At 65.2% G+C, this 24969-nt stretch carries 19 protein-coding genes; 13 read left to right on the top strand and 6 right to left on the bottom strand.

Annotated features, from left to right (window positions below):
* The first annotated feature begins 2 nt into the window (after nt 1–2).
* The 4 genes from SAC06_RS04530 to SAC06_RS04515 are packed head-to-tail and all read left to right on the top strand — an operon-like array spanning nt 3 to nt 3430.
* Nucleotides 3–989: an ABC transporter permease gene (locus SAC06_RS04530; protein WP_350259021.1), complete on the top strand. Its 987-nt coding sequence runs from the start codon at nt 3–5 to the stop codon at nt 987–989.
* Nucleotides 986–1870 carry an ABC transporter permease gene (locus SAC06_RS04525; protein ID WP_350259020.1) on the top strand — a complete coding sequence of 295 codons (885 nt, stop codon included), beginning with the start codon at nt 986–988 and terminating at the stop codon, nt 1868–1870. Before SAC06_RS04530 ends, SAC06_RS04525 begins: the two co-directional genes overlap by 4 nt.
* Nucleotides 1870–2670 (top strand): ABC transporter ATP-binding protein, encoded by an 801-nt coding sequence (locus tag SAC06_RS04520; RefSeq protein ID WP_350259019.1) that lies wholly within the window; start codon nt 1870–1872, stop codon nt 2668–2670. The genes SAC06_RS04525 and SAC06_RS04520 overlap by 1 nt, the downstream gene beginning before the upstream one ends.
* Entirely contained in the window at nt 2663–3430 is a 768-nt protein-coding gene (locus SAC06_RS04515) for an ABC transporter ATP-binding protein (protein ID WP_350259018.1), read from the top strand. Before SAC06_RS04520 ends, SAC06_RS04515 begins: the two co-directional genes overlap by 8 nt.
* Before the next feature lie 2 nt (nt 3431–3432).
* Here the strand turns inward: SAC06_RS04515 and otsB are convergent, their stop codons facing one another.
* Nucleotides 3433–4260 carry a trehalose-phosphatase gene (gene otsB, locus SAC06_RS04510; RefSeq protein ID WP_350259017.1) on the bottom strand — a complete coding sequence of 276 codons (828 nt, stop codon included), beginning with the start codon at nt 4258–4260 and terminating at the stop codon, nt 3433–3435.
* A gap of 57 nt (nt 4261–4317) precedes the next feature.
* On the opposite strand from otsB, the gene SAC06_RS04505 reads away from it, so the two are divergent.
* The 6 genes from SAC06_RS04505 to SAC06_RS04480 all read left to right on the top strand — a co-directional run bounded on the left by SAC06_RS04505 (nt 4318) and on the right by SAC06_RS04480 (nt 11175).
* Complete coding sequence (locus SAC06_RS04505; RefSeq protein WP_350259016.1) at nt 4318–5721, top strand: trehalose-6-phosphate synthase; 1404 nt, start codon at nt 4318–4320, stop codon at nt 5719–5721.
* Between the two features lie 137 nt (nt 5722–5858).
* Nucleotides 5859–7319, top strand: coding sequence for an NADP-dependent phosphogluconate dehydrogenase (gene gndA, locus SAC06_RS04500; RefSeq protein WP_350259015.1), 1461 nt, complete (start codon nt 5859–5861; stop codon nt 7317–7319).
* On the top strand, nt 7316–8857 hold the full coding sequence (gene zwf / locus SAC06_RS04495) for a glucose-6-phosphate dehydrogenase (RefSeq protein WP_350259014.1): 1542 nt from the start codon (nt 7316–7318) through the stop codon (nt 8855–8857). Before gndA ends, zwf begins: the two co-directional genes overlap by 4 nt.
* The gene (locus SAC06_RS04490; RefSeq protein ID WP_350259013.1) at nt 8854–9777 is read left to right on the top strand and encodes a glucose-6-phosphate dehydrogenase assembly protein OpcA; all 924 of its coding nucleotides are present in this window, start codon (nt 8854–8856) and stop codon (nt 9775–9777) included. Before zwf ends, SAC06_RS04490 begins: the two co-directional genes overlap by 4 nt.
* Nucleotides 9774–10544, top strand: a complete 771-nt coding sequence (gene pgl, locus SAC06_RS04485; protein ID WP_350259012.1) for a 6-phosphogluconolactonase — start codon at nt 9774–9776, stop codon at nt 10542–10544. Before SAC06_RS04490 ends, pgl begins: the two co-directional genes overlap by 4 nt.
* Before the next feature lie 55 nt (nt 10545–10599).
* Complete coding sequence (locus SAC06_RS04480) at nt 10600–11175, top strand: hypothetical protein (protein WP_350259011.1); 576 nt, start codon at nt 10600–10602, stop codon at nt 11173–11175.
* Here the strand turns inward: SAC06_RS04480 and SAC06_RS04475 are convergent.
* A complete protein-coding gene (locus tag SAC06_RS04475; protein WP_350259010.1) occupies nt 11172–12128 on the bottom strand; it encodes a phosphatase PAP2 family protein in 957 nt (318 codons plus the stop codon). The genes SAC06_RS04480 and SAC06_RS04475 overlap by 4 nt on opposite strands.
* Complete coding sequence (locus tag SAC06_RS04470; protein ID WP_350259009.1) at nt 12128–12697, bottom strand: GNAT family N-acetyltransferase; 570 nt, start codon at nt 12695–12697, stop codon at nt 12128–12130. The genes SAC06_RS04475 and SAC06_RS04470 overlap by 1 nt, the downstream gene beginning before the upstream one ends.
* An 80-nt stretch (nt 12698–12777) precedes the next feature.
* Here SAC06_RS04470 and SAC06_RS04465 point away from each other — a divergent pair, with 80 nt between their 5' ends.
* Nucleotides 12778–14472: a 3-ketosteroid-delta-1-dehydrogenase gene (locus SAC06_RS04465; RefSeq protein ID WP_350259008.1), complete on the top strand. Its 1695-nt coding sequence runs from the start codon at nt 12778–12780 to the stop codon at nt 14470–14472.
* A 69-nt stretch (nt 14473–14541) separates the two neighbouring features.
* On the opposite strand, the gene SAC06_RS04460 is transcribed toward SAC06_RS04465, so the two are convergent.
* Together SAC06_RS04460 and rmuC are read right to left on the bottom strand one after the other, a co-directional pair.
* Nucleotides 14542–15669 carry a threonine aldolase family protein gene (locus SAC06_RS04460; RefSeq protein WP_350259007.1) on the bottom strand — a complete coding sequence of 376 codons (1128 nt, stop codon included), beginning with the start codon at nt 15667–15669 and terminating at the stop codon, nt 14542–14544.
* 33 nt (nt 15670–15702) lie between these two features.
* Nucleotides 15703–17181: a DNA recombination protein RmuC gene (gene rmuC, locus SAC06_RS04455; RefSeq protein WP_350259006.1), complete on the bottom strand. Its 1479-nt coding sequence runs from the start codon at nt 17179–17181 to the stop codon at nt 15703–15705.
* Between the two features lie 183 nt (nt 17182–17364).
* On the opposite strand from rmuC, the gene ppk2 reads away from it, so the two are divergent.
* Nucleotides 17365–18276: a polyphosphate kinase 2 gene (gene ppk2, locus SAC06_RS04450; protein WP_350259152.1), complete on the top strand. Its 912-nt coding sequence runs from the start codon at nt 17365–17367 to the stop codon at nt 18274–18276.
* 45 nt (nt 18277–18321) lie between these two features.
* On the opposite strand, the gene SAC06_RS04445 is transcribed toward ppk2, so the two are convergent.
* On the bottom strand, nt 18322–19995 hold the full coding sequence (locus SAC06_RS04445) for a glycoside hydrolase family 13 protein (protein WP_350259005.1): 1674 nt from the start codon (nt 19993–19995) through the stop codon (nt 18322–18324).
* A 480-nt stretch (nt 19996–20475) separates the two neighbouring features.
* On the opposite strand from SAC06_RS04445, the gene SAC06_RS04440 reads away from it, so the two are divergent.
* Nucleotides 20476–24906 (top strand): ExeM/NucH family extracellular endonuclease, encoded by a 4431-nt coding sequence (locus SAC06_RS04440; protein WP_350259004.1) that lies wholly within the window; start codon nt 20476–20478, stop codon nt 24904–24906.
* The last annotated feature ends 63 nt before the right edge of the window (nt 24907–24969 follow it).

Raw genomic sequence — 24969 nt, 5'->3', positions numbered from 1 at the left:
GGTTGTCAGCCAATCTTTGGTATCTAGCTAAGAAGGTGGCGGGACTGCTGGTCTCGCTGTTCCTGGCCTCCCTGGTGATTTTCCTGCTCCTGCGCCTCCTGCCCGGCGACTCGTCGGGGACGCTGCTGGGCGTGGGCACCACCCAGGAACAGTTGGAGCAGCTTCGTTCCGAGCTCGGAACCGACCAGCCCCTGCTGGTGCAGTACGGCCAGTGGCTTCACGACCTGTTCACCGGGCAGAGTGCCTCGTTCATCTCGAAGAAGCCTTTTTCCGAGCTGATTGGGCACCGACTCGCGGTGACCGTCCCCCTCAGCGTGGGGGCGTTCATCCTGGCGGTCCTGGTGTCGGTTCCGCTCGGGGTGCTGGCGGCGACCCGTCGCCGCTCCCCCGCCGGCGTGGCCATCTCGGGGCTGTCCCAACTTGGGCTCGCGGTTCCCAGCTTCTGGATCGGCGTGATCCTCGTCTGGATCTTTGCGCTCCGCCTCGGTTGGTTTCCCGCCGGGAACTTTCCGCGTCACGGTTGGGCCGACCCGGTCGCGGCCCTGACCGCGCTGGCGCTCCCGATGATCACCATTGCCATCGCCATGAGCGCCACGATGGTGCGCTACATCCGCTCTTCCGTGATTGACGTGCTGGACACCGACTACCTGCGGACCGCACGCTCGCTGGGCTACTCCCGCGCGGGCGCCCTGGCCCGGCACGGCCTTCGAAACGCGGCCGTCCCGGTGGTGGCGATCCTCGGCATTGAGCTGGGTACCTCCCTGCTGGGTGCCGTCGTGATCGAGAACGTGTTTGCCCTCCCGGGCTTGGGACAGCTGCTGCTGACCTCCGTCACTGCCCGGGACCTTCCCACCGTCCAAAACTTGGTGATGCTGCTGACGGCAGTCGTGCTGATCATCAACACGGCGGTGGATCTGCTTCAGCGCGGGATTGATCCCCGACTTCAGCTCGGCTCCAGCCGGGCCCGGCGAAAGGCGGGGGCCAAGTGAGTGTGGATCTGAGAACCACCCTGGTGGAAGAAGAGGCACTGACGTCCCTGCCCGGTTCTGGGCGCCGCCGCTGGTCACCCTCCCTGGTGGCCGGCACGGTGATGGTGACACTTACCGCCGTCGTCGGCCTGGTGGCCCTGTTCTGGACCCCCTATTCGCTGGATGCCACCGGCTCCGGAGCGCGCCTGGCCGGGCCCAGTGGCCAGTTCTGGATTGGGACCGACCGGCTTGGACGGGACCTGTTTTCCCAACTGATGGCGGGGGCGACCTCCGCCCTGATCGTCGCGGCCGCCACCATGGTGATCGCGGCTCTGATTGGGTTGACCCTGGGAATCCTGGCGGCCGCCACCACCTGGTGGGTGGATGCCGGGTTCTCCAAGTTCATCGACATCATGATTGCATTCCCCACCCTGCTGCTGGCCATGCTGATCGTGACCATTCGCGGGGCGTCCCTCTCCTCGGCCATCCTGGCCATCGGAATTTCCGGCTCGGCCACCATTGCCCGGGTCACCCGAATCAACACGCAGCGGGTCCTGCGGGAGGACTATTTCCGCGCGGCCCGCACCTCCGGGACCCGGTGGTGGGCCAGCCTGCGCCTGCACATTTTGCCCAACATTTTCCCGATGCTGCTGGTGCAGCTGATGCTGTTGGGTGGGGCTGCCATCCTGGCCGAGGCGGCGCTCAGCTACCTCGGGTTGGGGGCGCCGCCTCCCGCCGCCAGCTGGGGGCGGATGCTGCTGGAAGCCCAATCCACCGTCGAGGTGCAGCCCTGGGCTGCCCTCGCCCCTGGTTTGGCAATCGCGTGGACGGTCCTCGGCCTGAATCTGCTCGGCGATGGTCTGCGAGACCTGCTGGACCCAACCCTGCGAGGTGATCGCTGATGCTGGAAGTCTCCAACCTGTCCGTCACCACCTCGAGTGGCCGGCCAATTTTGACCGACTGCTCCTGGTCGGTGCCCACCGGTGGCCGCCTCGGCCTAATTGGCGAGTCGGGTTCGGGCAAGTCCATTACCGCCCTGGCCATCATGGGCCTACTGCCGGAGGGGATGCGGGCCTCCGGCTCCGTCACCCTGGACGGGCAGGAACTGCTGACCCTGACCGAGACCGAGCGCCAGCGCACCCGGGGCTCGCGGATCGCGATGGTGTTTCAAGAGCCCCTGACCGCCCTCGATCCCCTGATGAAGGTGGGCCGCCAAATCGTCGGTCCCCTGCGCCTTCACCAGCACCTGTCCCGGCGTCAGGCCCAGAGTCGGATGCTGGAGCTGCTGCACCAGGTCGCCCTGCACGATGCCGAACGAATTGCTGCCTCGTACCCGTGGCAGCTTTCGGGTGGACAACGCCAGCGGGTGGCCCTGGCGATGGTGCTGGCCTGCCAGCCCGAAGTGATCATTGCCGACGAGCCCACCACCGCGCTCGACGTGACCGTGCAGGCGGAGGTGCTGGAGCTGTTGACCACCCTGGTCGATCAGTTGGGCACCACGCTCGTGTTCATCACCCACGATCTTCCGGTCCTGGCCCAGGTGGCGCAGAACCTGGTGGTGATGCGAGGCGGGCAGGTGGTCGAACAGACCACGGTGGCCAACGGTTTGGCCGACCCGCAGGCAGCGTATACACGTCAGCTGGTAACCGCGGCTCGCGAAGTCAGTTTCCTGCCCGCGCTCGAGGAGGCCCCCGGTGAGTGAACCCCTATTCGCTTTGAAGGACGTCACGCGCGAGTTCACCCGCCGCGGGGTGACCACCCGGGCCCTGTCCGGCGTCAGCCTGGAGGTGCGGTCGGGGCGGAGCCTGGGAATTGTCGGCGAGTCGGGCGCGGGCAAGTCGACCATTTTGAACCTGCTGCTGGCCCTGGATACCCCCACTGAGGGTGAGGTCACCTGGAGGGGTGAGCCGCTCCCACCCAAGGGACGTGAGGCGACCCGCCAGTTCCGCCGACAGGTGCAGATGGTTTTTCAGGATCCACGCTCGTCCCTGGACCCGCGGATGAAGATCCACCGGATCGTCGGTGAGCCGCTAGCCTCGTTGAAGATCCCCGGGTCCCACCGGGCCCGGGTGGACGAGGTGTTGGCCCAGGTGGGCCTGGATCCCGAGGTGGGTGACCGCTATCCGGCGCAGTTCTCCGGAGGGCAGCGCCAGCGGATCGCCATCGCCCGGGCGCTCGCCCCCAACCCGCAGGTGTTGGTGGCCGACGAGCCGGTCAGCGCGCTCGACGTCTCGGTGCGGGCCGACCTGCTGGACCTGCTGGCTGAGCTAAAAGAGCAGCTGGGACTGACGCTGCTGATGGTCAGCCACGACATTGCCGTGGTGGCCCGCCTGTGTGAGGAAATGGTGGTGCTCCAGAGCGGACGGGTGGAAGAATCCGGCCCCACCCAAACGCTGCTTCGGACCCCGACCAGCGACTACACTCGCCGTCTGCTCGAGGCAGTTCCCCGGTTGCCGGCCTAGCCTTAGCGGAGGTTGGACACCAGGTGTTGGAGCCAGGCAGCCACCCCGTCGGGCCCGTCACAGAGCACGTCGGCATAGCGGCGCAGCTCCGGCTGCTCCTGGGAGTCACTGACCAGGGCACACGTGTAGATCCCCCGCTTGGCCGCCTCCGCCAGGGCGGCAAAAGCCGCCAGGTCGCCCAGGTCGTCTCCCGCCATCAGGACGGCGCGGGGCTGGTGTTGGCGAATCAGCTCGCGCAGGGCGTCGCCTTTGTCGGCAGAGGCTGCCCGCACCTCCCAGACGAGTCGACCCGGCTCCACCTGTAAGCCGTGCCGCTCGGCTAGCTGGTGCACCGGCTCGGACAGGGCCGCCTGAGCCGCCTCCGGATCTGGCATCCGGCGCACGTGGACAGCCAGGGCGCGGCCCTTGTCCTCCAGGTAGGCACCCGGGTGGTCGGCCACCAGCTGGGCCAACTCGGGCCGGGCCCGGTCAATCTCAACCGGAATTGGGGGAATCCTCCGCTCGCCCGTCGCCAGGTCCAGCCGCTCAATGCCGTACTGACCCAAGATGGTTGCCTGGGAGAACGCCGGCCGTTCCTGGAGTCGACCGAGTCGAACCAGGGTGTCGACCGGTCGCCCCGAAATCAGGGCCAGGTCCACCCCGAGGCCGGTGAGCTGCTCGAGCGCACTGGCCGACTCCTCCACCAGGCTGACCGCCTCCGGGTCCGGGTTCATGTGGGCCAGGGTCCCGTCAAAGTCGAAGGCCAACAGTGTGCGACCGGGATCTTTTCTTACTGCCGCCGGAAACGCTTCGGCCGCTAGCGTTCGGGCTGTCCACCTGCTCTTATCCATCCCTCTACTGTGCCACGACTAAAGCGATACAGTTAAGGAAGCGACAAAGGAGAGTGTATGTCTGCATCAGATGGTCAACAGTCGAGCTTCGTGGTGGTGGCCAATCGGCTGCCGGTCGACCGAGTGACGAGCGAGGACGGCGAGGTGAGCTGGCAAACCTCCCCCGGGGGTCTGGTGACCGCGTTGGAGCCCCTGATGAGGAGGTTCGGCGGCGCCTGGGTAGGGTGGCCCGGATCGGCCGACGAGACGGTGGACCCGTTCGAACACGAGGGTTACCAGGTGGTTCCGGTCGAGCTGTCGACCCGGGAAGTCGAGGAATACTACGAAGGCTTCTCTAACTCCACCCTCTGGCCGCTCTACCACGACGCGGTGGCCTTTCCGGAGTTCCACCGCGAATGGTGGGAAACCTATCGGGATGTGAACCTGCGCTTCGCGGTCCGCACGGCCGAAGCCTGCGCCCCCAACGCCACCGTCTGGGTCCAGGACTATCAGCTGCAACTGGTCCCGGCGATGCTGCGTCGGCTCCGGCCGGATCTGAAGATCGGCTTCTTCCTGCACATTCCCTTCCCCCCGATCGAGCTGTACGAGCAACTCCCCTGGCGCCGCCAAATCATCGAGGGGCTGCTGGGCGCGGACCTGGTTGGCTTCCAGGTGCCGGGCGGGGCTTCAAACTTCCTGCGGCTGGTTCGCCGGCGGACCGAGCACCAGGTCCGCTCAGATCGAGTTTCGGTTGAGGACGGACACCTCTGCACCGTGCGGGCCTATCCAATTTCGATCGACTACCAAGGGTTCGTCGAGCTGGCCGAATCCCCGGAAGTGCTGGCCGAGTCGGCCGAGTTGCGGGCCGAGCTCGGGAACCCGGAGACCATTTTGCTCGGGGTGGACCGGCTCGACTACACCAAGGGTTTGCGCCAGCGCATTCGCGCGGTCGGTGAGCTGTTCGCCGAGGGCAAACTGGACCCGGAGACGACCGTTTTCCTGCAGGTGGCGACCCCCTCGCGCGAAGACGTCGAGGAGTACCAGAAGCTGCGCAACGACATTGATCAGCTGGTGGGCCGGATCAACTCGTCGGTGGGCGGGGTCGGCAGGCCCGCGATCTCCTACCGGCACGCCAACTTCTCCCGCTCCACGATGGCGGCCATGTACCAGCTGGCCGACGTCATGCTGGTCACCCCGCTGCGCGACGGGATGAACCTGGTGGCTAAGGAGTACATTGCCTGCCACACCAAATCCAGCGGCGCCCTGGTCCTGAGCGAATTTGCCGGGGCGGCCCGCGAGTTGAAGCGCGCCTACCTGGTGAACCCCTACGACTTGGACGCCATGAAGGACACGATCATGCGGGCGCTGACCGACCCCGAGCCGGTGCGCTCCCGCGCGTTCCTCGCCATGAAACGAAAAGTGCGGGACAACTCGATTGACCACTGGGCGAACAAGTTCCTGCAGGACCTAAAAGCGGTCTAGGAACCGTTCACATCTCAGCACATCTGGGTCTCTCGTCCTAGAAGAAGTATAGGCTTGGGAGCAGCAGAGTTGCTCCCACACGGTGTGCACCTGTTGGCGCGCTCGGGAGCGGCAACAGAAGAAAGGGCTACTGCACAATGTCTGATCAACCGCTCGCACAAATTGGGGTCACCGGAATGGCGGTCATGGGTCGCAACCTGGCCCGGAACCTGGCCCGGAACGGCTACCGGGTGGCGGTCCACAACCGCTCTTGGGGACGGACGGCTTCACTGATCGAAGAACACGGGGACGAAGGTACTTTTATCCCCTCCGAGTCCATGGCCGACTTCGTCGCCTCGCTGCAGCGCCCACGGACCGTCATCTCCATGGTGAAGGCCGGCGCCGCCACCGACGCGGTGATTGAGGAGCTGGTGCCGCTGCTCGAACCGGGCGACATCGTGGTGGACGCGGGCAACGCGCACTTCCCCGACACGATCCGGCGGGAGCGGGCCCTGCGCGAGAAAGGAATCCACTTTGTTGGGACCGGCGTTTCCGGCGGGGAAGAGGGTGCGCTGAACGGACCCTCGATCATGCCGGGCGGAACCGTTGAGTCCTACCAAACCCTCGGGCCGATCCTGGAGACCATCTCCGCACACGTGGACGGGGTCCCGTGCTGCACCCACGTGGGGCCCGACGGGGCGGGACACTTCGTCAAGATGGTCCACAACGGCATTGAGTACGCCGACATGCAGCTGATTGCGGAAGCCTACGACTTGCTTCGCCTGGGCCTGGGCGCTTCGGCCGCGGAACTGGCAGAGATTTTCTCCCAGTGGAACCAGGGCGACCTGGACTCGTACCTGATCGAGATTACCGCCGACATTTTGGCCCAGCAGGACCCGCAGACCGGGGCGGCCTTCGTCGACGTGGTCCTGGACCAGGCCGAGCAGAAGGGAACCGGGAAGTGGACCGTCCAGAGCGGCCTCGACTTGGGGATCCCGCTGACCGGGATCGCGGAAGCAACCTTTGCCCGCGCCCTGTCCGCTTCCACGCCGCAGCGCGAGGCGGCCCGCCAGGTCCTGCCCGCGGATGCCGCCGACTGGGAGGTAACCGATCGGGACGCATTCATCGAGCAGGTTCGGAAAGCCCTGTATGCCTCCAAGGTGGTGGCTTACTCGCAGGGGTTTGACCAGATTGCGGCCGCCTCGGCCGAGTACAACTGGCAGATCGACCTGGGTGCGATGGCCCGGATCTGGCGCGGCGGCTGCATTATCCGCGCGAAGTTCCTGGACCGAATCACCGAGGCCTACGAACGGAACCCGGAGTTGCCTTTGCTGGTCGCCGACCCCTACTTCACCGAAGCGGTGTCGGCCGGGGTCGAGTCATGGCGCCAGATTGTGGCGTCCGCGGCGCTGCACGGCGTCCCCACCCCCGCTTTCTCTTCCTGCCTGGCCTACTACGACGGGGTCCGGGCCAAGCGTCTGCCCGCCAACCTGATTCAGGCTCAGCGCGACTACTTCGGTGCGCACACCTACGAGCGGACCGACCGCGAAGGCTCCTACCACCTCGACTGGTCGGGAGACCGGCACGAGGAACGCACTGACGGGGGCGCATCTCTGTGAAACTGACCCCTGTCACCGCCGAGCACAATCCCCTCAGGGATCCGCGCGACCGGCGTCTGCCCCGGATCGCGGGCCCCTCGGGTCTGGTCATCTTCGGGGTGACCGGGGACCTGGCCCGCAAAAAGCTGATGCCGGCGGTTTACGACCTGACCAACCGGGGCTTGTTGCCGCCAGGTTTTGCCCTGACCGGGTTCGCTCGGCGCGACTGGGAGGACGCGGACTTTGCCCAAATCGTGCACGACTCGGTCAAGAAGCACGCGCGCACGCCGTTCGTAGAGGCCACCTGGAATCAGCTGGCGGAGGGGATCCGGTTCGTCCAGGGTTCCTTTGACGACGACGAGGCCTTCGCTCGGCTGGCCCAGACGGTGCACGAGCTGGACGACACCCGGGGAACCCGGGGGAACCACGCGTTTTACCTGTCGGTGCCCCCCAGCTCGTTCCCGGTCGTGCTGGAGCAACTGGCCAAGTCGGGGCTGTCACACTCGGCCGAGGGAGCCTGGCGCCGCGTCGTGGTGGAGAAGCCCTTTGGGCACGACCTGCAGTCGGCCCGGGAGCTAAACGACGTCGTCTCGCAGGTGTTCCGGCCGGACGACGTGTTCCGGATTGACCACTACCTGGGCAAAGAAACCGTGCAGAACATTCTGGCGCTGCGCTTTGCCAACCAGCTCTACGAACCGATCTGGAACTCCAACTACGTCGACCACGTCCAAATCACCATGGCCGAAGATATCGGGGTGGAGGGGCGCGCCGGCTACTACGACGGGATCGGCGCGGCCCGCGACGTAATTCAGAATCACCTGTTGCAACTGCTGGCCCTGACCGCGATGGAAGAGCCGGTGACCTTCAACGCCCACGATCTGGCCACCGAGAAGATCAAGGTCCTCTCGGCGGTGCGCCTGCCCGCCGACCTGGACACGTATGCGGCCCGGGGCCAGTACGCGGCCGGTTGGCAGGGGGGCGAGCACGTGGTCGGCTATCTGGAAGAGGGCGGGTTCAACCCCAACTCGACCACCGAGACCTTCGCCGCGCTCCGGCTGGAGATCGACAATCGGCGCTGGGCGGGGGTCCCGTTCTACCTGCGTACCGGCAAACGGCTGGGCCGGCGGGTGACCGAGATTGCGATCATCTTCAAGAAGTCTTTGCACCTGCCGTTTGAGCAGACCGCCACCCGGGAGCTGGGCAAGAACGCCCTGGTGATCCGGGTCCAGCCCGACGAGGGCGTGACCATTCGGTTCGGCTCCAAGGTGCCCGGCACCCAGATGGAGGTCCGAAACGTCACCATGGACTTCGGGTACGGGCACGCCTTCACCGAGTCCTCCCCCGAGGCGTACGAGCGCCTGATCCTGGACGTGCTCCTGGGCGATCCCCCGCTCTTCCCCCGACACGAGGAGGTGGAGCTGTCCTGGCGGATTCTGGATCCGGTGCTGGCACACTGGGCGGCCAGCGGCCGACCCGAGCAGTACCGGGCCGGCACCTGGGGCCCGGATTCGGCCAACAAGATGATGCAGTTGGATGGACGAGCTTGGAGGCGCCCATGATTATCAACCTGCCCCGCACCACCATCCGGGACATCAACCGCCGCCTCCTGCTGGAGCGAGACGAGGGCGGGGCCATCGCTTTGGGTCGGGTCCTGACCCTGATCATCGACGCGGGCGACCGCGATCCGGAGGGGGCCATCGACGCCGCCCGGGATGCCTCGCTCGAACACCCCTGCCGAGTAATCGTGCTGACCCGGGCCGACACCGTCCGCGGGGCCGAACTGGACGCTCAGATTCGCTTGGGTGGGGACGCGGGTGCCAGCGAAGTGATCATCCTGCGGACCTCCGGCGAACTGGATGAGCACGTCGACACCCTGGTGGTGCCGCTCCTGCTGCCCGACGCTCCCATCGTGGTTTGGTGGCCCTACCAGGCGCCCACCAATCCCAGCCAGCATCCGCTCGGGAAGCTGGCGGCCCGCCGGATCACCGATTCGACCGAGTGCGATCGGCCGGCGGTGACCCTGAACTACCTGGGGCGTCACTACCGCGAGGGCGACACGGATCTGGCTTGGACCCGTGCCACTCGCTGGCGGGGACTCCTGGCTGCCACTTTGGACCAGCCGCCATTTGAGCCGGTCCAGCGCGTGGTCATTGCTGGGGAGGGCACCCACCCGTCTCTTGACCTGCTGGGCGCCTGGCTCGGGTGGGCGCTGCGGTGCCCGGTCGAGATCATCCGCCAGGACACGCCGCTGGCCATCACCCAGGTTCGGCTGGAGCGGGCCTCCGGGCCGATCGTGTTGGACCGCCCCGATGGGCGCGAGGCCATTCTGTCGCAGCCCGGCCAGCCCAGCCATCGAATTGCCCTCCCAATTCGGGAGCTGCGCGAGTGCCTGGCCGAGGAGCTCCGCCGCCTCGACGCCGACGAGGTTTACGGTGAGGTACTGCAAGACGGACTGCAACTGCTGGAGGATCAACCATGAGTCACACCACGCCCCGCCGCGTCCTCGTGCACCCGGACCCGAACACCTTGGCGGCCGCAACCGCGGCTCGACTGATCACCCGCCTAATCGACCTTCAGTCGGTCCAAGCGCCAGTTCACCTGGTTCTCACCGGCGGTACGATTGGGATTCAGCTGCTGGCCGAGGTCGCGAAGAACCCGGCTGCTGGCGCGGTGGACTGGTCGGAGGTGCATTTCTGGTGGGGCGATGAGCGGTTCCTGCCCGCCGGCGATCCCGACCGAAACGAGACCCAGGCGCGGGAGGCCCTGCTGGACAGCCTGGCGGCGCGGTTCGAGCCGCTGCACCTGCACCCGATGCCACCGCTAGATCCGGCTCAGGGCGTGAGCACCCCGGACGAGGCGGCCGCGCGCTATCGCGAGGAGCTGGCCGCCTATGCCCACCCGGGCCTGGCCACCCCCAGATTCGACGTCCTTCTCTTGGGGATGGGGCCCGACGGACATATTGCCTCACTTTTCCCCGGAAAAGCAGAAATAAATGCGCGCGATATCAGCGCCGTCGGTGTGGAGAATTCCCCGAAACCACCGCCCGAGCGGGTCAGCCTGTCGCTGGAGGTGATCCAGCAGGCCCGTGCGGTTTGGGTGGTTGCCGCCGGCCAAGAGAAGGCCGAGGCGCTAGCGGCGGCCCTGTCACACGCACCTCTGGACCAGATTCCGGCCGCGGGAGCTGCCGGAACCGAAGAGACCCTCTGGTTGGTCGATTTAGCTGCAGCCGGGCTTCCCGGAGAATAGAATAAAGCTACACCATTTCTTGACACCCTCGGATATGTCAACCTACACTTGCATTATGGCTGAGTTAATTGAAAAGGGTGTTTTGCGCGAGCAGTTCGCTGCCGTGCTAGAACAGCAATGTCCGGAGTTGTTCCAACGGATGCGTTCGGAGTCCACCGCACATTTGGAGTTCACTGTCCTGGCCCAGGTTGGAGCTGAGGCCGCTCAGGAACTCGTCGACGCGGCGGTGAACTCTGCGCGTGCCGCCGGATGCACCTGGGAGCAAATCGGCAGCACTTTGGGTACCTCCCGGCAGGCAGCCCAGCAGCGCTTTGGGGTTCCCTCCCCTCCGCGCGACGTTGCCCCGCACCAAATGGTGCTGCGCCGGGTGACCGCGTTCAACGAAATGGACGTGCTGGACCGGGCTGGTCGCTACGGCTGGCACAGCGTCGACTACGGGCCGACCTTCCACATCGTGGAGCGCTCCGAGCAGCAGTGGGAACACACCCGCACCCGCTGGAGTCAAGGTCCAGACGGTGACGGCTGGCAGCCGGTTGGGCGCGGCTGGGGCTGGTGGCGCTATTGGAAGCGCCCTCGCGGCTTGCCCGCCACTACCGACTCGCCGAGCGCAGAACGGCTCGTGCGCGGCTAGTCAGAAACCGGCGGGCCTGAATCTCCCGGTTCAAGGCCCTCCGGGTCCGGGCCAAACCAACGCCACCTCAACACCAGGTGACTGATCAGCAGCAGCAACCCCAGGGTGAGGGCGGCCCCGAGGGCTGTGTCGGTCACGTAGTGAGCCCCGAGGACCACACGCGACAGGGCGACAGCCGCCGTCCACAGCGCCCCAATCCACAGCAGGAGCGGGGCCAGGCGCGCCCAGGCGGGTCGGAGCAGGCTCAGCAGCGGCAAGGCCATGGCCACAGCGGCGTTGGCGGTGTGGGCCGAGGGCAGCGACTTGAACTCGTCACTGGGGACGCCGCCGGCAAGCAGGTCGGCCTCCGACTCGATCCCCAGCGCCCACCAGGGGGCGAACTGCCCCTCCCCCCACAGGGCCAGGCGTGGGCGCGGGCGGTCCCACCCGACCTTTAGCAGCGTGACTACCAGCATCTCGGCAATCACCACCGCGATCAGAATCAGGGCCACGCGCAGAGCCAACCGGGGATCCGCCTCAGCCGCCACCCACCGGGTTGCCCACCAGGTGGCCCCAACCAGGATCAGCGCCACCACGGTTCTCCCCCACAGGGGCAGCTCCCAGTAGTGTGCGGGCACCACTATCAGGCATCCGAGGGCGACGGCTGTCAGAGCCACCCCGATCACGGTGAGGCTCGCCCGTACCGCCTTTCTTTGGGTTGGCCTCGCCGAGTCGGACCCGGGTGGAAACTGTCCCCACCCCCCAAACTGCACCAGAAGCGCCCCCGCCACCACCGCGGCCAAGAATGCTGGCGCCGCCCCATAGGCGGCAAAGAACCGCCCGAAAGCATTGGTTTTGACAGCCAGCTCGTGACTGATCGACTGATCGAAGCAGGAGCCCACCAACCAGGCAGTCACCAGCAGCGCCAGGAGGACCAGGCCGCTGGTGCGGGTCATTGGGTATCGGGTTGGCACTACCGGCGCTCCCACATCTGCCGGGTCACGCGGTACTGGTGCTCCGGCTCGGACTTGGGTGCCAGGGCTTGGCCGCCGGGTTCATCGTCCCAGGGAAGACGGCGCATCCCTGCCTTTAGCATCACCCGGCTGGAGGCCAGGTTCTCCGGATGGCAGCGCGCCAGCACCGAGCCGACCCCCACCTCGGCAAAGAAGTGGTCGACGAGGCGGACCAGCGCCTCGGCCGTGTACCCCTGCCCCCACCATTCCGGTCCAATCACATAGCCGATTTCTACCTCTCCGGCAGTTTCATCCCGGTCCACCACCGAGATGGAGCCGATCGGTAAGTTTGAGCCCACCGGAACTATTGCCCACTGATAGAACGTTGGCTGTACATAATTGGATACCCATTCCGCCAAGACAGCCTCTGTCACGGCCAGATGGTCGTGAGGCGGCCAGGTGAGATACCTGGTGGCCCTGGGCGAGCTGGCCCACCGCTCGAACATCGCGGGGGCGTCCCCGGGCTGGAATTGCCGCAGAAGCAAACGTTCGGTGCGCAGGGGAACCGATCCGGTGTGTGTCAGCCTCATCCGAAAATTATACCTGGTGGAAACCTGCCGGCTGGGTAGAATTGTGGCGTGGGACTCTTTCCAAAGCAAGGGAGCTGATCATGGTCGAGAGAGAAATTCCTGCCGGTCCAACTGCTTCTAATTCTGAAGTAGATCTTTTGGTAATTGGCTCGGGAACAGGAATGGCCGCTGCGCTGGCGGCCAACGAGTTGGGTTTGGACGTGTTGGTGGTTGAGAAGACCGAGTATGTCGGCGGGTCGACCGCTCGGTCCGGAGGTGCGTTTTGGATTCCCCCCAACCAGGTGCTGACCGAAGCGGGGGCTGACAACAGCGCCGATGAGGTGCGCAGCTACCTGGAGTCGCTGGTCGGGGAGGATTCGGCGCGGGACCGGTGGGAGGCCTTCGTCACCCACGGGGCCGAGGCGGTGGCGATGTTGGAACGGACCACTCCCATGAAATTCTTCTGGGCCCGCTACTACTCTGACTACCATCCGGAACACCCGGGAGGCTCGGCGGAAGGTCGCTCCTGCGAGTGCCTTCCCTTTGACGCCTCCCTTCTGGGGGAGGAACGGGGCCGGTTCCGCCCCGGCGTGATGGAAGCTCCGGTCCCGATGCCGGTGACGGGCGCCGACTACAAGTGGATGAACCTGATTGCTCGGCGCCCACTCCAGGGCGTGCCGCGGGTGACCAAACGGGTGATCCAGGGGGTGGGCGGGAAGGTGCTGGGCCGCGAGTACATGGCTGGCGGGCAGGCCCTGGCGGCCGGAATGTTTGCCGGTCTGATTCGCGCGCAGATCCCGGTCTGGACCCGCGCCCAGCTGACCGACCTGATCGTGGAAGAGGGTCGGGTGGTGGGCGCCCAGATTGAGCAGGACGGTCGGGAGGTCCAGGTGCGGGCCCGGCGCGGGGTGGTCCTGGCTACCGGCGGCTTTGACCACGATCTGGCCTTGCGCCAGCAACTCCAGTCCCCGATTTTGTCCGAAGATTTGTCCCTCGGATCCCCGGGCAACACCGGCGACGGGATTGCTGCCGGTCAGCGGGTGGGGGCCGAAACCAAGCTGATGGATCAGGCCTGGTGGTTCCCTTCGTTCGCCCCGGTTGGGGACGGTCCGGTCCAGATTTGCCTGGCGGAACGGTCCCTTCCCGGCTCCCTGCTGGTCAACGATGAGGGGCAACGATTCATCAACGAGGCCACCGACTACATGTCGTTTGGGCAGCGGGTTTTGGAGCTGGCAGACGAAGGTCACCCGGTCGGCACCATGTGGCTGGTCTTTGACAAGAAGTATCGGGACTCTTATGTCTTGGCCGGGTCCCTGTTTCCCACGATGGCGATTCCGCAGTCCTGGTACGACGCTGGGATTGCCGCCACCGGGAAGACCCCGCGCGAGTTGGCCGCCGGCATCGGCGTTCCGCCCGAACAGTTGGAGGCAACGCTTCGCCGGTTCAACCAGGTGGCCAACCTGGGGGTGGACCACGACTTTGGCCGAGGTCAGAGCGCCTACGACCGCTATTACGGTGACCCGACCATCACCCCGAACCCGAACCTTCGTCCACTGAAGGGAACCCTCTACGCGGTGAAGATGGTGCTGTCGGATCTGGGGACCTGCGGTGGCCTGGTCGCGGACGCCCGCGGGCGCGTGCTGGGTCAGGATCAGCAGCCAATTGCGGGACTCTACTCCCTGGGCAACAATGCGGCCAACGTGTTTGGCCGGTCCTACCCGGGTGCGGGAGCAACCATCGGCCAGGGCTTGGTTTACGGTCTGATTGTGGCGCGCGAGGCGGCCGCCAACCGCTAGGCGGGCCAACTTGGCTCTTGCCCGAGCGACGATCGGTTCCGGGACCCGGGTAGGTTCCGGAACCTTTTGCTAGCGGGAGTCGCCATCCTCGGATAGGGCCAGGTCAATGACCCGTTTCATCAGTGCTGCTGCCTCTTCTGGGGTGACCGCGGGTTCGCCCACGGCAACCGCAATCTCGGTGGCTGCGACCCCCGGAACCTGGGTTGCTCGCCAGGGCCGGCAAAAGGCGACCCCGGATTCCTCAATCACCTGGTGAAGGAAGCGGTTGAGCCGCTCGGCGTTCCCCAGCGTGTACAGGTGGAACTGGTTGGTGTGGACCGGGGCCGGCTGGCTGGTGATTTCGGATGGAAGTGCAGCGGTGAACTGGCGTGCCCACTGCACAGCCTGTGGGATTCCCGCCAGTTTTGACCGCAAACCCACCAGCGCCGAGGCCGCGATCGCAGTGGCGTGGTAGGTGGTCCCGCCGAGTCGGCGTCGCCAGACCCGGGCTTCGGCCACGGTGGCCTGATCCCCCACCAGGACGGCTCCGGCCAGGGCGCCCAGTCCCTTATAGAAGGACAGGTAGACCGTGTCGGCCAGGGCCGCGATCTCCGCGAGGCTGTGTTCCAGGTGCGGGGTTGATTCCCACAGGCGAGCCCCGTCAATGTGCAGGGCGACTCCCCGGTCCTGACAGGCGGCCGCCAGGTCGACCAGCTCTTCCCAGGTGGGGAGCAGGCAGCCGGCGTCTCTGAGCGGCAGTTCTACCAGGACGGCCCCCAGTTCCCCGGGGATTGCGTCTAGGTTGGCTCTGGTGGCCACCCGGTTGCCGCGGGTCAGGTACTCATATTGGAGGCCGTGCAGAATGCGGGGACCATCCTCCTCATGCACCAGGAGGTGGCTCAGGTCCGGCAGCGCTACCCGGGGATTGCGGGCCCGATCTGTGTGAATCCGGAGGGCCACCTGCTGAGCCATAATCCCCGAGGGGAAGAACACGGCGGCTTCGATCGCCAGCAGTTCCCGCACTTCGGTTTCGAGTATTGCTATCGGTCCCCCGTCGCCGTACAGGTCCCACTGGTCGAGGCCGTACTGTTCGCAGGCTTCCGCCAGGGCGTGGAACTCCTCGGCGGGGGTTCTGAGCCGGGAGAAGATGGTGTTGGGGGCGGTCTGCAACGCTTGGGTGACCCGGTCGGCACTGGTTACGGGCTGGGTTTTGCTCATGCCTAAACTCTAGTCCGCCCCCAACCCTCAGTTTTACTCTTCGATCAGGAGCACCTCGTCGATCAGGTCCTCCGCTTCCCCTTCCACTTCGAGCAGTTCGACATCCCGGAGCTTTCGCTCAACCGCCCGCGTGCGCCGACCGGCATCCTCAACCGTGCGCTGGGCGGTCTGCAACTGCTTGCCGAGCCGCTCCCAGACCTGCCCGTACTTCGCGAACTCGGCCTTGGCGGCCCCCAGCACCTGCCAAACCTCAGAGGAGCGTTTTTCGATGGCCAGGGTCTTGAATCCCATCTGCAAGCTGCCGAGCAGTGACATCAGCGTGGTGGGGCCGGTGATCATCACCCGTTCGTTAACCTGCAACGACGAAGCCAGTCCAGGAATCCTCACCGTTTCGGCGAACAGACCCTCGGTCGGCAGGTACATGATGGCGAAGTCCGTCGACAGGGGCGGATGAATGTACTTGGTGCTGATGGTTTTGGCTTGCAGTCGAATGGCCTGCTCCAGTTCCTTGGTGGCCCGCTCCACCTCCACGACATCGCCCGCCTCTTGGGCCGACAGGAGCCGCTCGTAGGACTCCTGGGGGAACTTGGAGTCGATTGGCAGGTACACCGGTGAGTCCTCACTCTTGCCGGGGAGCCGAACCGCGAACTCCACCCGCTCCCGTGACTGGGGATCAATCGCCACGTTCTCCTCATACTGGCTAGGCGAAAGGACATCCTCCAACTGGCGTGACAGTTGCACTTCCCCCCAGGTTCCCCGGGTCTTCACGTTGGACAGGACCCGCTTCAGCCCACCCACATCCGAGGCGAGCGTCTGCATCTCGCCGAGACCGCGCTGCACTTTCTCCAGCCGGTCCGAAACCAGCTGGAAGGACTCACCGAGGCGCTTTTGCAGAGTTCCCTGCAACTTCTCATCCACGGTCAGGCGCATCTTCTCGAGCTGCTCATCATTTTGAGTTCGCACCTTGTCCAGTTCCAGACGCAGGGCATCGCGCAGTTCATCCTGGCGTTTGCTGGAGGTCTCGGTCAGCTTTTCGATCTGCTCAGAGTTCTCTTTCAGCGACTGTGCGAGGCTGGCCTGCAACTTCTCCGCCACCTCAAGGCGGATTCGCTCAAGCTCGGCCGCGTTGGTGGTGCGGAGCTGATCCAGACCCTTAGTGAGGGAATCCCGCAGTTCACCCAGGCTGCGATCCATCCGGTCGAGTCGGCCGGTCAGAATCTCTTGCAGTTCCAGTCGGGCTGCCGCGTCTGCCTGGAGGCGCTGGCGGGCCTCATCCCGGTTCTGTCCCACCTGGTCGCGGAGTCGAGCATCGAGCACCTGCTGCAGTTCGACCGTCCGCTGGCCCTGCATCTGCCCGCTGGTGACAATCTGCTGTTCAAGCCGAGCGGTGTCCTCTACCAGTTGCGTCAACCTACCCCCGTCTGCACCGTCCCCGCCCCGGCGCAAAACCAGCACGATCAGGACCGCGACCAGGACGATGACCCCAACCAGCAGGATGCTCTCCAAGCTCATTGCTTCCCCTTTGTTCAAACCCGCGGTGGCGTTCGCACCGACACTAAGAATCTACCCTGCCCGTCCGACAGGTTGACTTTTGCTGTTCGGCTCCCGCGCGGCCACCTCGTCCGTATAATCTTGATCACACTCACCCGACCCGAGTAGAGGTTCACCATGAGCAAGAAGAACAAAACCCCAAAGATGGACAAGGACCTCTACGAGGCCGAGCTTCGACGCCTCCAAGCCGAGCTGGTCGAAATGCAGGCGTGGGTCAAAGCCACGGGGGCCCGCATCGTCGTTCTGTTTGAGGGGCGAGATGCGGCCGGCAAGGGCGGTGCTATCAAGCGAATTACCGAGTATTTGAATCCCCGGATTGCGCGCGTGGTCGCCCTCCCGATGCCCACCGAACGCCAGCAGACCCAGTGGTACTTCCAGCGCTACGTGGAGCACCTGCCCGCGGCCGGTGAGATTCGCCTGTTTGACCGCTCCTGGTACAACCGCGGCGGGGTGGAAAAGGTGATGGGCTACTGCACACCGGAGCAGCACCAACTGTTCCTGCGCCAGTGCCCAATCTTCGAACGGATGCTGGTGGATGACGGCATCATCGTCCTGAAGTACTGGTTCTCAGTCTCGGACAAGGAGCAGATGAAACGGTTCCGCTCCCGCCTCACCGATCCGATGCGGCGCTGGAAGCTCTCGCCCACCGATTTGGAGTCAATTACCCGCTGGGAGGAGTATTCACGCGCCAAGGACGAAATGTTCGTCCACACCGATATTCGGGAGGCCCCCTGGTTTGTGGTGGAGTCTGACGACAAGCGGAAAGCCCGGATCAACGTGATTCACCACCTGCTCTCCAAGATTCCCTACACCCACATTGACCGGCCGACCCTGGAAATCCCCAAGCGCCCCAAGTCGACCGGCTATCGGCGAACTGACCGCTCCCTCCAGCACGAAATTCCGGATTACGCGGCCTCGCTCTCCCAGGAATCCGTCCAGTTCACCTACCGGGACGTGGAGGACGACGAGTTGCCCGACAACGGCGAGGTGGACAGCAGCGAGCAGAATCACCCAAACCAGGCCAACCCAGCCCAGGCCAACGAGACCGACGAGTAGCCGCGCCGGTCCGACCCGACCCGCAGTTCGGGTCGGACCAACCGCCTACCGGCGCCGAAGCCAAACTGTGGTTTCGCTTGGGAGCCGGAGTTTACCCGCCTCACTTAGGGTGACAGGTTGACTGGCGAGGAGGATTTCCCCGCCGTCAACCTCCACCTCGTCCACCCCAAAGTTGGTCACGTTCACCCAGCCGCCCGGCCGGGCAAACATGAGCACGTGGGCGGGAGCCTCCAACCAGCTCAACTCTTCACCCGACTCCAACTGTCGCCGAAGGGCGAGGGCCGACCGGTACAGGTGCAGGATCGAGTCCGGCTTCGCCTCAGCCGCCTCCACCGAATACTGCCCAAACTCGGGCGGCTGGGGCAGGTGTGCCCCGTTGGACCCAAAGCCGAAGGAGCTGCCTTCCCGGGTCCAGGGAATCGGGACTCGGCACCCGTCCCGGCCCACGTCAACGCCGGGGCTCCGGAAGAAAGTGGGGTCCTGGCGCTGGTCGGGGGCGATGTCGCGCACCTCGGGCAACCCGAGTTCTTCCCCCTGATAAAGGTAGGTGGAACCGGGCAGGGCCAGCAGCGTCATGGTGGCGGCCCGGCTCCGCCGCAGACCGCGGGGCCGATCCTCAACCAGGTCGACGTCACCTTGGAGCAGCCAGCGCCGATCCCGGTCCTGGGTGTCGGGTGCATCCGGCAGCGCGTACCTGGTGGCGTGGCGAACCACGTCGTGATTGGAGAGCACCCAGGTGGTGGACGACCCCGCCTCCGCCGCCAGCGCCAGGTTCTCCGCGATGATCTGACGGAACTCGTCAGCGTCGAAGTTGGCCCGCAGCAGGTCAAAGTTGAATGCTTGGCCCAGGGAGTCCGGCCGGGCGTAGCGCACCCGCCGGTTGGCCGGGGTCCAGGCTTCGGCCACCGCCACGCGGGGCGGGTCGTACTGATTGAACAGTTCCCTCCACTCCGCATAGATCTCGTGTACCTCGTCGCGATCGTCAATCCGTCCGTTGCCGAGGTGGCGCGGATGGGCATCCAGTTCAGCCTGGGTGGGCAGCGGCTCGCTCAGATCCTTGGTCAAGAAGTTCGCCACGTCGATGCGGAATCCGTCGACGCCCCGGTCAGACCAGAACCGCAGCGTCTCCAGGAACTCGGCGTGCACATCGGGGTGGGCCCAGTTCCAGTCGGGCTGCTCGGGAGCAAACATGTGCAGGTAGAACTGGCCGTCCCCCACCGGCTCCCACGCCGACCCGCCAAAGGCCGCCACCCAGTCGGTGGGCGGCTCGCTCTGGTCGGGCCCCAGGCCGTCCCGGAAAATGTATCGGTCCCGAGCCGGGGAGCCTTTGGGGGAAGCGAGGGCCTCTTGGAACAGGACGTGGCGGTTGGACGAGTGGTTGGGGACGATGTCAACAATCAGGCGAAGACCGGCCTCATGCAGGGCCGTAACCAGGTGGTCAAACTCGGCCAGGGTACCAATCCTTGGATCAACGTCGCGATAGTCGTCGACGTCGTAGCCGCCGTCGGCCAGCGCTGAGGGGTAAAACGGGGACAGCCAGATCGCATCGATCCCCAGTTGGCGCAGATAGGGCACGCGGGAGATGATCCCGGCCAGGTCCCCAATCCCATCACCGTTGGCGTCGGCAAATGAACGGGGATAAATCTGATAGACCACCGCTTGGCGCCACCAGTTGGGGTCGGAGGTGGGCTGGGTGGAGGTAACGTCGTCGGTCTGCACGGCTCGCCTTTCTCACGGGGTGCGTCAATTATCCCCTACCCCGCGCAGAACGCGGGCTCACCCCGCCGACCGCTTTTTCGAAGGAATTGTGGGTGGGGCTTTTTGGCGGAGCCGACCGGCTCACCCGAACCGGCCGCACCGGTCTTCGAATAGTTCACACATAACCGTGGTTAACCGGCCAATTTGCCTCACCGGGATCAACTGAGTCGACCTGAGTGAGGTTCGCCCCCACCTCCGGCGTAGTAGACGACCGATAATTCTACCAGCCGCCGCTGATTATTACCGATATCTTGCATAATCAATGGCCGAGAGCTAGCATTTTTAGACGCAGTTTTAGCCACCAGCTGAAACTGTGCCATCAACGGTTGAGGGGCCCTGGGCCCCAGCCTCGAAGGAGAGACAATGCGAACTACTTCGCGCTGGCCTTCGACACTAGCTACGTTGGCATTGGTAGGGACTTCCCTAACTCTTGCCTCCCCGGTGCTAGCTGCCGAAGGACAAAACGAGCCAAATCCCAACCCACCTATTGCCGAAAACCTTCTGGACCTCCCGCAGTCGGGCGACCCTGCCGAGGGCCCGCAGAGCGATCCAGAAGACACCCCCACCACCCAGTTGGTGCCCACCCCGCGCTCCACCGGGGACCCGTTTCCATCCATTGAGTCGATCCGCGAACTCGGCGTTGGTCAGAGCGACGTCACCACCGAAGGTTGGGTGACCGCCACCTATCCCACCGGCGGATTGAAGGGTTTTGTCATTCAGTCCCCGGGCACCGGCGGCACCTGTGACCTCGAGGGCACCTCGGACGCAATCTTTATCTATGCGGGCAACAATGCCATCACCTACCCGAGCGTCGGGGAGTACGTCCAGGTCACCGGGAACACCTCTTCCTACGGCGCCCAGGGCGACGAGGACGGCCTGTTCCAGATCTCGCTGACCTCGGCCGACGCAGTGTCGGTTCAGGCTGACACGACCGGAATTGATCCGGCCGAGCCGATCAGCTGCCCCTGGCCGGAGACAATGGCCGAGCGCGACGCCATCGAGTCGATGCTGTACCTGCCCGAGGGCGACTTTGCCGTCACCAACAATTACGACGCCAACCAGTACGGCAGCCTGACCATCTCTGCGACCGGCGCCCCGCTGCTGCAGCCAACTGACGTGGCGCCCTACGGCACTGCCGGTTACGACCAGCAGGTGAGCACCAACTACGCGAAGTCTTTCGTGCTGGATGACGGCTCCACCACCAAGTTTGCCAACGGTGCGGGCAAGAACCTGGTTCCGCCCTACGTCTCGGCCGAGGGCGCCACTGCGGTTGGAGCCAACGTCCAGTTCAAGGATCCGCTGGTGGTTGATTTCCGCAACGGCGTCTGGACCCTGAACCCGACCGAGCAGATCGAGACTAGCGCGGAGGCCGTCATCGGTGAACTGCCGGCGGACTTCACCTATACCCGTCCGGCCGCCCCGACCAAGGCTTCGCTCGGCGACGCCGACCTGGTAGTTGGCGGGTTCAACCTGGAGAACTACTTCCCCACCACCGGTGATAGCTGGGCCGCAACCTGCACCTCGTACAAGGACCGGAACAACGTGCCGATCTCCGTCAACCGGTGCCCGGACGCAACTGTTGACGGCCACACCACCGCCGGACCGCGCGGGGCTTGGGATGCAGCCAACCTGGCCAACCAGACCAGCAAGCTGGTCAGCGCGATCAACACGTTGGATGCCTCGGCCCTCGGCGTGATGGAGCTCGAGAACTCCTACAAGCTCTCTTTCGGGGACGAGTCGAAGGCGGGTGCCTCTGCCCAGTATCTGGTGGACGCCCTCAATGACGCCGCCGGCTACGAAAAGTGGGATTTCATCACCCCGAACCTGGATCAGAGCGAAGCCTATGACCAGCAGGACGTGATGTACCCGGGCATCATCTACCAGCCCGAGGATGTCACCCCCATTGGCCCGAACCTGATCCTGGGCGACCAGTCCGATCCGGGTGAGGCATTCTCGAACGCTCGCGCTCCCTTCGGTCAGGCTTTTGAGCCCGCCGATGGCGGTCGCCCGTTCTTCCTGGTGGCCAACCACTTCAAGTCCAAGAGCTCTCCTGGCTCGGGCGACGAAGCCGACAACGGTCAGGGCGGCTGGAATGCCTCCCGCACCGCTCAGGCGAACGCGCTGGCGAACTGGATTGACCAGGACGCGCTGCCGGAACTGGAGACGCTGACTGGAAAAGTAGTGGAAGACGTCGTCCTGGTGGGCGATTTCAACTCCTACACCTTCGAGGATCCGATGCTGGCGCTGTACGCCGCTGGCTACCAGAACCTGAACGTGACCGACGGGATGCCGGAGAACTCTTCTTACAACTACTCCGGCCTGAACGGTTCGCTGGACCACGTGCTGATCTCGTCTTCGGCCGCGGCCCGGACCACCGGCCACGCGATTTGGAACATCAACTCGCCCGAGTCCATCGCGTTGGACTTCAACCGACTCGATGCCACTCCGGGTGACTTCGTGCAAGACACCCTGGGTGAGCCGTACCGGTCTTCGGACCATGACCCGGCCGTCGTCGGCTTCGATGCTGACGACGCGGGAACCGTTGACGTCAACCTGTTGAACATCAACGACTTCCACGGCCGGATCGACGGCACCCTGAACCCGGAAGGCGATGCGCTCACCGCTTCACCGACGGTCAACTTCGCCTGGACGATTGAGGACCTGCGCGAGCAGTACGGCAGCTCAAACACGCTGTTCCTCTCCGCCGGTGACAACGTCGGCGCCTCGCTGTTCCCCTCCTCCATTGAGCAGGATCAGCCGACCATCGACCTGCTGAACACCCTGGGCCTGGCCGCCAGCGCCGTGGGCAACCACGAGTTCGACGCGGGCTGGCAGGATCTGCGTGATCGCCTGCAGGATGAGTTCGACGCTCCCCTCCTCGGGGCCAACGTCTACCTGAAGGGGACCGACACGCCGGCTCTGCCCGAGTACGCCATGCTCGACGCAGCCGGCCTGCGCGTAGCAGTCATTGGGGCGGTCACCGAAGAGACCCCGACCCTGGTCAACCCGCAGAACGTGGCGGACGTTGACTTTGGGGACCCGGTCGAGGCGGTCAACCGCGTGGCGGCCGAGCTGATGGCTCTGCCCGAGGACGAGCGACCCGACCTGATTGTGGCCGAGTACCACGAGGGCGCCCCCCAGGGTGCCAACGCTTCGACCCTGGAGGAGCAGGTGGCTAACTCACCTGTCTTCGCCTCGCTGGTCAACGACACCTCCGCTGATGTGGACGCCATCTTTACCGGTCACACTCACCAGGCCTACGCCTGGGAGGGCCCGGTGCCCGGAGTCGAGGGGAAGACCCGTCCGGTCGTCTCCACCGGCTCCTACGGCGTGAACGTCGGCCAGGTGATTCTGACCGTCGACCAGGAAACCGGCGACGTGGTGGCTCACACGGAGCGACTGGTACCGGTCGCTGCCGGTGGAACCATGGAGGAAATGCGGGAGAACCCGACTGTAGAAGCGGCCTACCAGATCATCCTGGCGGCCATGCAAAACGCTCGGGAAGTTGGGGATGCCCCCACGGGCACGCTGACCGCGCCCATCACCCGCGCCTACACCGACGGCGTCTACGTCGACGGAGTCTTCCAGAAGACTGAGGCCTCCAAGGAGGACCGCGGAGAAGCTTCCCCGCTGGCCACCCTGGTTGGCAACATGCTGCGGGACTCTATGTCCTCGCTGCCCACTCCCCCCGACATCGGGGTGCTGAACCCGGGTGGTCTGCGCACCGACCTGGTCCCGGATGAAGATGGAAACATCACCGTGGCCCAGGCCCGCGCGGTCCTGCCGTTCAACAACGAGCTGACCATCGCAACCGTGACCGGTCAGCAGTTCATCCAGATTCTGGAAGAACAGTGGCAGCGCACCGCCGACGGCGAAGTTCCCTCGCGGGACTACCTGCAACTCGGGCTGTCCGACAACGTCACCTACACCTACACGGAGGTTGACGATCCGGCCAACCCGGGCCACACCAAGGGAATCGTCAACTCGGTGACCATCAACGGTCTGCCGATTGACCCGGCCGCCGAGTACCGGATCGGAACGTTCTCGTTCCTGTCTGCCGGTGGGGATAACTTCCACACCTTCGCCGACTCCAGTGTCCTGGAAACCGGTTTGCTCGACTGGGAGGCCTGGCTGAACTACCTGGAGACCAGCAGCCCGATCACCCCCGACTTTGCTCGCGCAGGCGTGCAGGTTGAGGGCCTGGCGGCTGGACAGCAACTGATGGCTGGGGAAGAACTGACCGTGAACCTGTCACGGATGGATATCCCCGCTGTCGGGGCGCCGGCGAACACTTCGGTGAGCGCCGACTTCCAGCCGGCCGTTTTCCGCGCCGGAGGCGAAAGCGTGCCGGTGACCGACGGGGCTGCCACCTTGACCCTGACTGTGCCCGACGGCATCAACGGGCCGGCCATGTTCAGTGCGTTGGCGGATCCCACCGGGACTCAGGTTCTGATTCCGGTTCTGATTGGCTCTGAGGTTGAGGCTCCCACGATCACCGTGGATCCGACCAAGGTCCAGGCAGGCAAGGATGTCACCATCAACGGTAAGGATTGGTTCCCGGGCACCGAGATCAAGCTGAGCTTGGGTGAGAACGAACTGGGGACTGCCACCGCTGGCGAGGACGGCTCCTTCTCCGTCAAGGTGACGATTCCGAAGACGGTCAAGGCCGGGTCCTACCTGGTCACCGCCTTTGATCTGGAGCGCACTGCGACCGCCTCCCTCCAGGTGACGGCCGTACCCTCCACCGAAGTGGATAAGCCGAAGGACGAGCTGCCCAAGACCGGTGCCAACATCATGTGGGCGCTGATCCTGGCCGCTGCTGCCACTGCCGGTGGTGTCACCGTGGTGCGGCGCGTTCGAGCTGACCGCTAACGCTGAGCGGGGCGCCGGGGTGATACCCGGTGCCCCCTTAGTCCAAAGATAGATTGTGGCCCT

Origin of the sequence: Scrofimicrobium sp. R131 (genome assembly GCF_040256745.1) — a bacterium.
Taxonomy (GTDB): Bacteria; Actinomycetota; Actinomycetes; order Actinomycetales; family Actinomycetaceae; genus Scrofimicrobium; species Scrofimicrobium appendicitidis.
The sequence above is the reverse complement of the archived record's forward strand: the minus strand, read 5'-3'. Positions and strand labels throughout refer to the sequence as shown.